The organism is Thiovibrio frasassiensis (assembly GCF_029607905.1).
Lineage (GTDB): Bacteria > Desulfobacterota > Desulfobulbia > Desulfobulbales > Desulfurivibrionaceae > Thiovibrio > Thiovibrio frasassiensis.
Window position 1 is genome coordinate 48,899 of sequence record NZ_JAPHEH010000001.1, and the last position, 12,556, is coordinate 61,454.

Genomic DNA, 12,556 nt, shown 5'->3' on the forward strand with positions numbered 1-12,556 from the left:
CCATATTGTGATTCCCACAAAAGGAGATACAAACAATGGCTTTGAAAGCACCACGCCTTTTCGGTTGTTTCCCGATAATCTTCGCGGCTCTGATTCTCGCCACACCCTGCCAGGCAGGGGTTGACGCCGAGGTAAGCACCGCCTTGAAGACCCCTGCCGCGCCCTTGGATATTGCCGCCTCCCTGGACGGGAAATGGACCTATGTTTTGGCCGAAGGCGGCAAGCTTTTCATCTATTCCGACAAGGGTACCCTGGAAGACACGGTTACCGTTGACCCGGCCATGGACCACATCGCCTCCTCCGGCCTGCAGGCGGCCAACATTCCCGACCGGGTCTATCTCGCCAGCAGCAAAAATAAAACCATTCAAACCGTTGCCCTGGATTTCTCCGTGCCGATCAACATCCAGGGTGCCCCGTTTCTCGGGCCGGAAAACGCACCGGTGGTGGTGGTCGCGTTCAGCGATTTTGAGTGCCCCTATTGCGGCACCGTGGGTGGACTGTTTGGAGAGATCCTGGCCAAACACCCCAAGGAGGTCAAGGTCGTTTTCAAGCAGTTCCCCCTGGCCATGCACAAACAGGCACAGTCCGCCGCCCTGGCCTCCCTGGCGGCGCACCGCCAGGGCAAGTTCTGGCAATACCATGATCTGCTCTTTGAGAACCAGAAGTCCCTTTCCGATGCCAAATACAATGAGCTTGCCAAGAAACTCGGCCTGGACCTGGATCGATTCAACAAGGATTACAAGGCCCCGGTCAGCCGGCAGGCTCTTGAACGCGACATGGCGGACGCACAAATTGCCGGGGTTCGTGGCACCCCGACCATCTTCGTCAATGGCCGCCGCCTGAAAGAACGCAACATCAGGGACCTGCAACAGATGGTCACCCAGGAGCTGAGCAAGCGCAGCAAAGGCGGAGCCTCCCGTTGATCAAACGCGAGATAGCCCTTGCCGACAACAATACCGCCCTGCTTCTTTACGGTGATTTGAACAAAAACCTCACCGCCATCGAGAAAGGAAGCGGGGTCACCATCCAGGTCCGGGGCAGCCAGCTCACCGTCAGCGGCCCAAAACACGAGGTGGAGCTGGCGGCCTCGGCAATCAACAAGCTCCAGGAGCTGATCCGCTCCGGCTACCCGGTATATCCCTCGGATGTTGCCTATGCCCTGCGGATCCTCCAGGCCTCGCCCAAGGCGAACCTCAAGGAAATCTTCCTCGACAAGGTGTATATCACCGCCGAGCAGAAGGTGGTCTCGCCCAAGAGCATCAACCAGAAACTCTATATCGACAGTATCCGGAACAACGATATTGTTTTCGGCATCGGTCCGGCAGGCACCGGCAAAACCTATCTCGCCGTGGCCATGGCGGTTTCCGCCTTTGTCTCCAAACAGGTCCGTTCCATCATCCTGGCCCGTCCGGCGGTGGAGGCCGGTGAGCGGCTGGGCTTTCTCCCCGGCGACCTGGCCCAGAAGGTCAACCCCTATCTGCGCCCCCTGCACGATGCCTTGAACTCCATGCTGGGGAGGGGTAAGGTCGCGGATCTGATCGAAGAAGGGTCCATCGAGATCGCTCCCCTGGCCTTCATGCGCGGCCGCACCTTGAGCAACGCCTTTGTCATCCTCGACGAGGCCCAGAACACCACGCACGAACAGATGAAGATGTTCCTCACCCGGCTGGGCTTCAACTCCCAGGCCGTGATCACCGGGGATATCACCCAGATCGACCTGCCGGACCATAGACAGTCAGGGCTCATCGAGGCCGCCAAAATTTTACAGAATATCAAGGGGATCGCCTTCAACCATTTTTCCGAGGTGGACGTGGTCCGCCACCATCTGGTGCAGGAGATCATCCTCGCCTATGCGGCCAAGGAAACACTTCCCCCGCCCCGCCGGCCAACACCGAGAAAACACTGAGGCCGTCATGCCCGTACTCATCACCAGCCAGACAGCTACGCCCCCTCCCATCAGCCTGGAACAACTCCGGCAGCGGGGTGAACGACTGCTCGCCTTCTGCAACTGCGCTCGGAGCGAACTGAGCATCCTGCTTCTCGATGACCCGGAGATGGCACAGCTCAACGCGCAGTACCGCAATAAGTCGGGGCCGACCAATGTCCTGGCCTTTGCCATCCAGGAGGGAGGGGGGGAGCATCTTCCGGCAGAGCTCCTCGGCGATGTGATCATCTCCTTGGACACCGCAGCCCGCGAAGCTTTGACCGATGGGGTGACCCTCCATCAGCGGGTCACGATCCTGCTGATCCACGGCCTGTTGCACCTGCTGGGGTTTGACCACGAACGCTCCCGCGATGAGGCTTTAGCCATGGCCGCACGGGAAGAACAGCTTTTGCGCCAATTGTTAACCGAAGAAAGGAGAGGAAAAATGGTCAGTCTCGCCATCAATGTCGATCACGTCGCCACCCTGCGTCAGGCCAGGGGCATCAGCGAACCGGATCCGGTTTTCGCCGCATCCCTCTGCGAACTGGCCGGAGCCCAAGGGATTGTCGTCCATCTCCGGGAAGACCGGCGGCACATCCAGGACCGGGACGTGCGGCTGCTCCGGCAGACCATAAAAACCAAGCTCAACCTGGAAATGGGGGCAACCGAGGAGATCATCGGTATTGCCCTGGAGATCAAACCGGACATGATCACCCTGGTTCCGGAAAAACGCAAGGAACTGACCACCGAAGGCGGGCTCAATGTTGCCGGCCAGAAGAAAAAGCTGCAGGAAGTCATCGCCCGCATGGATAAGGCCGGGATTCCGGTGAGCCTGTTCATCGACCCGGATTCCAAGCAGATCAACGCGGCGCATGAGGTGGGCGCTACCTTTGTCGAGATCCACACGGGACGGTACTGTGACGCCGCCACGGAAGCGCTGCGGGACAAGGAATTCGGACTCATCGCCACGGCGGCGGAAGAGGCTTACGAAATGGGGCTCCGGGTCAATGCCGGACACGGCCTCAATTACCTCAACACCCGACGGGTGGCCTCTCTGGGCACCATCGAGGAGTTGAGCATCGGCCATGCGGTGATGGCCCGGGCAATCTTTGTTGGCCTTGATCAGGCGGTGCGGGAGATGCTGGCCCTGCTACCCGCGGGCTAGCACAAAAACCATCGGGATGGCTGCATGGGCATAGCGGCGGATATTGTTATTATTGTGGTTGCGGCCCTGTTGGGAGCGCTTCTTGCCCAACGGCTCAAACAACCGCTGATCCTGGGCTACATCCTCGCCGGCATCGTGGTGGGACCGTACACCGGGGGGATCACGGTCGGCGGCATCCATGAAATCGAGCTGCTGGCCGAGATCGGCGTCGCCCTGCTGCTCTTTGCCCTGGGACTGGAATTTTCCTTAAGCGAACTCAAACCCGTCCGCAACATCGCCCTGCTCGGCACGCCCATCCAGATCCTGCTCAGCATCGCTTTCGGCTTTGCCCTTGGCAGATTTTTCGGCTGGTCTCCGACCCAATCCCTCTGGCTCGGCGCCCTGATTTCCCTGTCCAGCACCATGGTGACCCTCAAAACCCTGACCGGCAGAGGGTTGATGGGCACCCTTTCCAGCCGGGTAATGATCGGCATCCTGATCGTCCAGGATCTGGCGGTCATTCCGATGATGATTATCCTGCCGCAGCTGGGGAATCCCGAGGTAGGCTTGCCCCTGCTGGCAATGGCGGTGGGCAAATCCATAATCTTTCTCGTGCTGATGCTCTATCTGGGCACGAAGCTCCTCCCCTGGCTGCTGGCCACGGTCGCCCAATGGAACTCCAGAGAGCTCTTCATCCTCTCCACAACGGCAATCGGCCTGGGCATCGGATACGCGACCCATCTCTTCGGGCTTTCCTTCGCCTTCGGCGCCTTTATCGCCGGCATGGTGCTCAGCGAATCCGATTACGGCCACCAGGCATTGAGCGACATCATTCCCCTCCGGGACATCTTCGGGTTGCTGTTTTTCACCTCGGTGGGCATGCTCCTCGATCCGGCATTCGTCTTTGCCCACTGGGATCAAATTCTTTCCCTGCTTCTGGTGCTTGCCCTTGCCAAGGGATTGATCTTTTTCATCCTGACCCACCTTTTCGGCTATGGCAACATCGTTCCCCTGGCGGTGGGATTCGGGCTCTTTCAGGTGGGAGAGTTTTCCTTTGTCCTTGCCAGAGTCGGCCTTGAAAGTGGCGCCATTGACCAGAATCTTTATTCCCTGGTTCTGTCCGTATCGGTGCTCAGCATGATGGCAACCCCCCTGGTCTCAATCCTGGTCGCCCCCGCCTACGCCTTTACCAGAAGGTTCTCCAGCCCAGAACCGTTGCAAACGGAGAACCTCCCCAGCCACGGCCTCGCAAACCATGTGATCATCGCCGGCGGCGGCAGAGTCGGCCAGCATATCGCCCGAATCCTCACGGAACTCTCCGTCCCCTGTGTCCTCGTCGAATTGAACCATCAACGGATGCTTGAATGCAAGGCCGCCAATTTCCCGGTAATATACGGAGACATGAGTCAACTTACGGCAATCGAGGCCTCGCACATGACCTCGGCCAGACTTTTGCTCATCACCACTCCCTCGGTGGTGGTCAGCCAGGCCATCGTCAAACAGGCCCACCGCCTGAATCCCGGCCTGCATATCGTTGCCAGGGCCGAGGGGGTGGCGCAAACCCGGACTCTTTACGAAAACGGGGTTTACATGGTTGTGTTGCCGGAGATGGAAGCGGGCCTCGAAATCGCGAGACAGGCCCTTTTGCACCTGGAAATTCCCGTGCCGGTTATCCAGCAATACACCGACGAAGTGCGGCAGCAGATGTACGCACCGATGTATTCCCAGCAGAACTACCACCTCCTCACCAAGCTGAACACCATCAAAAACCTGCTGGAGATTTCCTGGGTGGAGATCAACCCGCAAAGCACTCTGATCGGCGAAAGCATCAAGGGGGCGGCTGTCCGGAGCAAAACGGGCGCTACGGTGGTGGGGGTGATGCACAAGAAAGAATTTCACTCCAACCCCAAAGCGGATTACTGTTTTACAGCAGAAGATTTGGTCGCGGTCGTGGGGAATCAGCAGGAACGGCTCGCATTCAAGAAGATGGCGGACACCTTTAGGCAACAACTGCCGTCAAACACCGACCTGGAGAAGAAACTATGAAAAAGTCACGCGGCCTGTCTTTCCTGGCTCTGGTTGCGCTCGTGCTTCTTGCCCCCATGATCGGCCATGCCGAAGGGGGCACGGATCTCTCAGAAGGACAAACTATTTATGTCCCGGCCTATTCCCATATCTATGTAGGCAACAGAGAAAATCCTTTTTTGCTGACCGTGACTCTCAGCATCCGAAACATAGACACCAAACACCCCGTCACCATAACCGCTGCGGATTATTACGATACCAAGGGGAAACGCATCAGAAAATATCTGGAGCAGCCTGTCTCCCTTGGCCCGTTGGAATCAATCCGATATGTTGTGCCGCAGAAAGATAAAAGCGGCGGTTCCGGAGCCAACTTCATAGTTGAATGGACTTCGACAAAGGCTGTCAATCCATTATTCGTCGAGACCATCATGATCGGGGCGGAATCGCAGCAGGGAATCTCTTTCACCTCCAGCGGCAAGGCTATCAGCACCGAAAATTGACTCTGCCGCAGCAGGGGGGGGGGGGACACTCAGGCGGGCATGGCGTCCCGCTCATCTCGGCTCATCTTCCGCACCAGAATCTGGCGGGTTTCCTTGTCGAAATAAACAACCGACAGCTCTTCCTCAAGGGTGATGGTCCGAACCAGACTGCCTATCTTGACCACCACGCCCGGAAAAAGATGGCCATAGACATACACCACCTCGTTGACCATCTGCTCCAACTCCAACTCCAGAGCCTGGCTTTCTTCGGTCAGGAGGGTGACCTTGTCCATGGCCTTGGGCATGAACCCCTTGCACTTGGCCAGCAGGGTGCTTTTTTCTGCAGGAAATTGCGCCCCCGCTTCCTTCTTAATCTTCTCAAGGGCACTGATGTTCTTGATGACCTCGTTCAACCGGTCCGACCAGAGGGTAAGCTCCTCTTCTATTTTCTGTTTCTTCATCTGCAGGGAAGGAACCAATCCGACACAGACCTCGGTGACCACCTCGGCTTCACACCCCAGCTCCTTCACATGCACCGAGCCCGCGGCAATAATCTTGCCGCCGATGATCGTCCCATTCCCCTGGGTGGCGATCACATCCTTGCCGACACTGGCGTGCGCCTGCAGGAGCACATCATTGACCCGAAGATAGCTTGCGGTTTCTAGCTTGGGGCCATTTTCCACAAAATCAACGGTGATGTCGCCCTTGGCCCGCAGTTTCGATTCTTCCCCGACAACCCCACCTATAACAGTCAAGGAACCGCCAGCCATAACAGAGGAATTGTTAACCCCCTGGCCGATCCAGATATCGCCGCGGCATTTAACGCTGAAGCCGGGGAGAACCTCCCCGCTGATCACCAGCTTGGCGCCGCCGAAGACGATATTTCCCACCTTCATATCCACATCGCCGGCAATGGCATGTTCGCCAAAAACCGTGGGCCGGCCCTCGGCCATGACGAACTTGCCGTCCAAGGCGGCAAATATCTTCATCTCGTCAGGCGAGAGGGTCACGCCTTTTCCATACTTGAGCTTGCTGTCTTTTCCCGCCTTGGCCGAAATACCGACCCCGAAAACATCCTGGCCGGCCTTGCCCTGACTGGGTGCTATTTTTTCCAGCAACAGCCGATCCTTGGCGACATTGACAATGGTGCCGAGTTCGCGGAAATCCACCTGATCCTTATCCGGATCCGCTCGTTGCGGTCCGGGGGTGGCGGGCTTGACATGCATTTTCACTCTGGCATTTTCGCCGGGAACCGGGGGCGACCCTTTGGCCACGATAAACGATCCTCCTCCTGCCGACTCCGGGGTTGGCAGGATCCCGCTGATAATTCCATTCTCGGCAAGTTCCTTCTGGAGCAGATCGAGGACCAATTGCGCACCCGCTTTGGCATCTTTCATGGTAACAACAGCCTGGAGGCGATCCTTGGTGACCCTCAGAATAAAAGCGCCATTCTGAATCTCCACCCCGCCTTTGAAAAGTTTTTCACTTGCCATTGCGCCTGCCACCTACGAAAGAATAAAAAATCAGCTTACGTCCCTTTCTCGTATCCTATCGGCCAGTAGAGAAAAATCTTCAACCTTGGCCAGATTCACAACGGGTATAATATATCACACCCGCGAGATATTAGAGTTGTTTTTCCAATGCCGCAATATGTGCATGCTCACCAAGCACGACCAGAATGTCTTGAGGGAGGATCAACGTTTGCGGCTGGGGATTGAAGTGCATCTCCCCGTGTTCCCTCTTGATGGCGACGACAATGAGATCATACTCCTTGCGAAGGCCGGAATCCATCAGCCGCTTACCGGCCAGAGGTGAATTCGCGGAAACCCGCAACTCTTCGAGGCGCAAGCCCAGCTCACCGCCAGGCACGGTGAGATCGAGAAAATCCACCACCGTCGGCCGGACAACAAGCTGGGCCATGCGCTGGGCTCCGATCGAATACGGAGAGATAACCTTATCGGCGCCGGCCCGCAGCAGCTTGATCTCCGAGCCTTCCGCCCCGCTGGATCGGGCCATGATAAAGAGATTGGCATTGAGCCCTCGAGCGGAGAGAATGATATAGACATTTTCCGCATCGGAGGAGACCACGGCGATCAAGCCCTTGGCCTCTTTTATCCCGGCTTTCAGCAGCATCTCGTCGCTGGAGGCGTTGCCAGGCAGGGCCAGATACCCGAGTTCATCGATCTTCTGCACCTCCTGCGGGTCACTTTCCACGATAACAAAGGGGAATTTACTTTCTTTAAGATTCTTGCAGATCACCTTGCCGATCCGGCCAAAACCGCAGACGATATAGTGGTTTTTCAAAGCCGCCGCCCGCTTTTCCATGTTGTTTCTCCCCATGATCTTGCGCAACCCACCTTCAACCATGGACTCGGTGACCTCGCCCACCAGATAGAGGACAAAACCAACCCCGACCAGAATAAGACAGATGGTGAAATACTTTCCCGCCGGGCTCAGGGGGATAATCTCCCCATAGCCCACCGTGGTGATGGTGATCACCGACATATACAGGCTGTCGAGAAAAGAACCGTTTTCGATCAGCATGTATCCGGACGTGCCGATACATAGAATCAAAACCAACATGAAAACGGCGAAAAAAATTTTTTGCATGCACCCCTCGAAGATTTCCGGCCTTGCCAATCCTGAAGTGAGGTCCCGGCACAAACTCAGTTCGTTGAGGCCATCCCCTTACCAATTGCAAGCCGCGGACACGACCTTCCTGCCATTTTATCCAGCCCGATGACACCAATAGTTTACCTCGGACGGCATACTCCCCTTCAGGCACAGTACCATCGTATACATATTATGCTGCATTTTTCCAATGGTATCAATTAGTAAGAAACGACAATCCACAGAATGGCCTTTTTTTCATGCCGCGCTCTTCCCCGCTCCCGCGTTTCCCAATCAAGTTTTCAGGGAAAACCTCCGATGAGATAAGCAAATGACACTGCAGAGGGGAGAAAAAGCCAATGCAGTAAAAGGAGAGTGCCATGACCCCGCAAAAAGCCATCCAAATCCTCATGCAAAGCCCTTTCTATTTCAAACTGGAACTGTCTGCCAGAAAACTGTTGATCAAAGAGTTCTGCGCCCTGCATAACGCAAGCTGAACCGTCGGCCGCACATCTCCTTTTTCCCTCTGCAAATCTTCTTGCAACCCCTTGCAGCGCCTCGACCTATCCACCTCGTCGCCCATGCCTCTCCCTCTTCCTTATGAAAATATTTTTTCTGGCCTCAATCCATTTTTTGGTATATAGTCAGCACCTATTTCTTCCTTGAGTGAATCATCATTCATGTCCATGGAGCGGGCCGCATTCGGCGTTCCCGCCAACATACACTGTATTGATAAAGGAGAATCGTCATGGCGGTAAACATTCTGGCTTTCGGGCCAAATGGAAGCGGCAAGGGCACCCAGGGCGCCATTGTCAAAGAAAAGTACAATATCGATCATATTGAATCAGGCGCCATCTTCCGCGAGCACATCAAGGGCGGCACCGAATTGGGCATGAAGGCCAAAGCGTTCATCGAGCGCGGCGACTTGGTTCCCGACGAGATCACCATCCCCATGGTTCTTGAGACCCTTAAAAAATCCAAAGCCAAAGGCTGGCTCCTGGACGGTTTCCCCCGCTCTCTCGCCCAGGCCGAAGCGCTGGACAAGGCCCTAAAAGAAGCGGACATGCCCCTGAACTATGTCATAGAGATCCTCCTTGACCGGCAGATCGCCAAAGACAGGATCATGGGCCGTCGTCTCTGCGCCAATGACAACAACCATCCCAACCACATCGCTTTCGAAGCCATCAAGCCCGTGGAAAAAGACGGCAAGCTGGTATGTCGGGTATGCGGCGGCGACTTGAGTGCCCGGGCCGATGACCAGGACGAAGACGCCATCGGCAAGCGTCATGATATCTACTACGACGAGAAGACCGGTACCATGGCCGCGGTCAATTACTTCAAAAAAGCCGGCGGCGCCAAGGTGATCTCCGTGGATGGCTCCACATCCATCAAGGCGGTAACCGAGACCATCATGAGCCAGTTGGCCTAACCGATAGCCTCAACCGTTTAGCGCGTTATACATAAAAAGGAATGGGGTGAGGACAGGTGTCCTCACCCCATTCCTTTTTTTATTCTTCCTGGCACAACCGGCAGATGTCTCTTGGCCAAAAACAGCCTCTACGCGCCGTCATGACTCTCCTTGCCAAACTCGCCCCACGCTTGCGCATACAAGCCGTTGAGCCGATGCTCCATCTCCAGGCGACATTGCTCGATCTCTTCCGAACCGGCTTTTTCCGGCACGCTCAGGGGTTCGCCATACCAGAGATGCAGCTGGGCAAACGGCTTTGGCAACAGAGTACGATCCCAACTGCCAAAGGCCCAAAAGCGGTCCGCCGCCACCGCCAGAGGCAGGATCGGGGCACCGCTTTTGCTTGCCAGCAAAAGAGCACCGGCCTGCATTACCCGGGGTGGCCCCTGGGAGCCATCACCAACGATGGCCGCGTTGTTGCCCTGGTCCAGTAAAGCAATCAAGCCCTTAAGCGCACCAAGCCCGCCCCGGCTCCGTGAGCCGCGCACGGGAACAACCCCTTGCCGGGCAAGAATCCGGGCGACAAATTCGGCATCCTTGCTGGCACTGACCATGGCGGCCCAACCCCGGCCGCGCCCTGAGATTAAGGCTACCGCGACAAACACGCTGTAATGCCAGAACAGCCCGACAAAGGGCTTGGCCTGCACCTCGCACCGGTCCAGGTTTTCCCGCCCATGCACCCGAACCCGGCAGGTGGCGAAGAGCAACCGGCTCAGCCCACCATAAAGCCACGGCACGACAACCAGCAAGAGTCTGTAGACAAAACCGTTTTTCACAGCCATGCAAGCTCCATTTCCTTCAATTTTTTGAGCTGATCACGCAGGGCGGCCGCATCCTCAAAGGCAAGCTCCTTGGCTGCGGCAAGCATCTCCTTTTCCAGCGCCTTCATCTCCCGCCGCAGTTCAACCAGGCTTGCATACGCCGGCCCTGTCTCGCCGGTGGCCACCGCAACGGTCACATAATCCTTCTCATACACCGTCTCCATGAGATCCTTGATCCGTGACTGCACGCTCTCCGGGGTAATCCCGTGGGCTTCGTTGTAGGCCGCCTGAATAACCCGCCGCCGCTCTGTCTCCTCCATGGTCTGGCGCATGGAGTCGGTGATCCTGTCCCCATAAAGAATCACCAACCCTTTGACATTCCGGGCGGCCCGGCCGCAGGTCTGGATTAGCGAGCGGGCGCTGCGCAAGAAACCCTCCTTGTCGGCGTCGAGAATCGCCACCAGAGAGACCTCGGGGATATCCAGCCCCTCGCGGAGCAGGTTGATCCCCACCAGCACCTGATACTCACCCAAGCGGAGATCGCGGATCAATTCCATCCGCTCCATGGTTTTGATATCGGAATGGAGATAGCGCACCCGCACCCCGAGCTTCTCGTAATATTCGGTAAGATCCTCGGCCATCCGCTTGGTCAGAGTGGTGATAAGGACTCTCTCCCCGCGTTCCTCCCGCACCCTGACCTCTTCCAGCAGATCATCCACCTGATTGGTTGCCGGCCGCACCAGAATCCGCGGGTCGAGAAGCCCGGTGGGCCGGATCAGCTGCTCCACCACCCTTCCCTCGGCCTTTTCCAGCTCAAAATCACCGGGGGTGGCCGAGACATAGACCGCCTGGGCTATCCGGCTGGCGAACTCATCGAACATCAGGGGTCGGTTATCCAGGGCGGAGGGAAGGCGGAAGCCGAACTCGGTCAGGGTTTCCTTGCGGGAACGATCCCCCCGGTACATGCCCCGAACCTGGGGGAGGGTCACATGGGATTCGTCGGCAAAAAGAATAAAGTCAGGGGGAAAATAGTCCAGCAGGGTGGGCGGCGGTTCTCCCGGCGCCAACCCGGTAAAATGACGGCTGTAATTCTCGATGCCATGACAATACCCCAGTTCCTGAAGCATCTCCAGGTCGAACATGGTGCGCTGCTCAAGACGCTGCGCCTCAACCAGCCGATTATTTTTATAAAAAAAGACAAGCCGCTCCTGCAGCTCCTCCTTGATTGTGGCCGTGGCCCGCTGCAGCCGATCCTTCGAGGTGACGAAATGGCTGCCCGGAAAAACAGTCATTTCGGAAAACCGCTCCAGCACCTTGCCGCGCAGGGGATCGATGATACTGATCGCCTCAATGGTCTCGCCAAAAAATTCCACCCGGACGGCGCGATCCTCCTCGTAGGCCGGGAATATCTCCAGCACATCGCCCCGCACCCGGAAGGTCCCGCGATGAAAGGAAAGGTCGTTGCGCTCATAGAGCATGTGCACCAGCCTGCGCCGCATCTCCTCAAGGGGGAATTCCTCCCCTGCCTTGAGAAAAAGATGCATGCTCTTATACTCCTCCGGGGAGCCCAGGCCGTAGATGCAGGAAACCGAAGCGACGATGATCACATCCCGCCGGGTGAGCAGCGCCCGGGTCGCGGAGTGGCGCATCTTATCGATGGCCTCGTTGATGGCGGAATCCTTTTCGATATAGGTGTCCGACGAGGGGATGTACGCCTCGGGCTGATAGTAATCGTAGTAGCTGACAAAATACTCCACCGCGTTATTGGGAAACAACTCCTTGAACTCGGAATAGAGCTGGGCGGCCAGGGTCTTGTTGGGAGCCATGACCAGGGCCGGACGGCCGGTTTTGGCAATAACCTGCGCCATGGTGAAGGTCTTGCCCGAGCCGGTCACCCCGAGGAGAACCTGATGGGGCAACCCTGCCGCCAGGCCGCGGCAGAGCAAGTCGATGGCTACCGGCTGGTCTCCGGCAGGGGCATAGGTGGTTTCAATCTGAAAGGACATCAAACATATCTCCAAGGGCAGACAGCATCAGGGGCAAACCCCGATAATATACCATATTTCCTCTCTTCCCGAAGAAGAATACCAAAAGCCCCCCAAGTTATGGGGGGGTGAGCACATTCTTTGCCCCCTGAAACAAACG

Annotated in this window: 10 protein-coding genes; 6 read left to right on the forward strand and 4 right to left on the reverse strand. The window is 56.9% G+C overall.

Features of this window, described 5'->3' with window-relative positions:
* Nucleotides 1–35: 35 nt before the first annotated feature.
* The 5 genes from OLX77_RS00200 to OLX77_RS00220 are packed head-to-tail and all read left to right on the forward strand — an operon-like array spanning nt 36 to nt 5,593.
* Nucleotides 36–923 (forward strand): DsbA family protein, encoded by an 888-nt coding sequence (locus OLX77_RS00200; protein ID WP_307631559.1) that lies wholly within the window; start codon nt 36–38, stop codon nt 921–923.
* Entirely contained in the window at nt 920–1,906 is a 987-nt protein-coding gene (locus tag OLX77_RS00205; RefSeq protein WP_307631560.1) for a PhoH family protein, read from the forward strand. The genes OLX77_RS00200 and OLX77_RS00205 overlap by 4 nt, the downstream gene beginning before the upstream one ends.
* Nucleotides 1,907–1,913: 7 nt before the next feature.
* Complete coding sequence (locus OLX77_RS00210) at nt 1,914–3,089, forward strand: pyridoxine 5'-phosphate synthase (protein WP_307631561.1); 1,176 nt, start codon at nt 1,914–1,916, stop codon at nt 3,087–3,089.
* A gap of 24 nt (nt 3,090–3,113) precedes the next feature.
* Entirely contained in the window at nt 3,114–5,114 is a 2,001-nt protein-coding gene (locus OLX77_RS00215; protein WP_307631562.1) for a monovalent cation:proton antiporter family protein, read from the forward strand.
* Nucleotides 5,111–5,593 carry a DUF3124 domain-containing protein gene (locus OLX77_RS00220; RefSeq protein WP_307631563.1) on the forward strand — a complete coding sequence of 161 codons (483 nt, stop codon included), beginning with the start codon at nt 5,111–5,113 and terminating at the stop codon, nt 5,591–5,593. The genes OLX77_RS00215 and OLX77_RS00220 overlap by 4 nt, the downstream gene beginning before the upstream one ends.
* A 29-nt stretch (nt 5,594–5,622) precedes the next feature.
* Here the strand turns inward: OLX77_RS00220 and OLX77_RS00225 are convergent, their stop codons facing one another.
* Both OLX77_RS00225 and OLX77_RS00230 read right to left on the reverse strand, forming a co-directional pair.
* Nucleotides 5,623–7,065, reverse strand: coding sequence for a flagellar assembly protein A (locus OLX77_RS00225; RefSeq protein ID WP_307631564.1), 1,443 nt, complete (start codon nt 7,063–7,065; stop codon nt 5,623–5,625).
* 130 nt (nt 7,066–7,195) lie between these two features.
* Nucleotides 7,196–8,182, reverse strand: a complete 987-nt coding sequence (locus tag OLX77_RS00230) for a potassium channel family protein (RefSeq protein WP_307631565.1) — start codon at nt 8,180–8,182, stop codon at nt 7,196–7,198.
* Nucleotides 8,183–8,930: 748 nt separating this feature from the next.
* On the opposite strand from OLX77_RS00230, the gene OLX77_RS00235 reads away from it, so the two are divergent.
* Nucleotides 8,931–9,611, forward strand: coding sequence for an adenylate kinase (locus OLX77_RS00235; protein WP_307631566.1), 681 nt, complete (start codon nt 8,931–8,933; stop codon nt 9,609–9,611).
* A gap of 128 nt (nt 9,612–9,739) precedes the next feature.
* On the opposite strand, the gene OLX77_RS00240 is transcribed toward OLX77_RS00235, so the two are convergent.
* Complete coding sequence (locus OLX77_RS00240) at nt 9,740–10,432, reverse strand: lysophospholipid acyltransferase family protein (protein ID WP_307631567.1); 693 nt, start codon at nt 10,430–10,432, stop codon at nt 9,740–9,742.
* A complete protein-coding gene (gene uvrB, locus OLX77_RS00245; RefSeq protein WP_371877449.1) occupies nt 10,423–12,420 on the reverse strand; it encodes an excinuclease ABC subunit UvrB in 1,998 nt (665 codons plus the stop codon). Before uvrB ends, OLX77_RS00240 begins: the two co-directional genes overlap by 10 nt.
* Nucleotides 12,421–12,556: the final 136 nt, after the last annotated feature.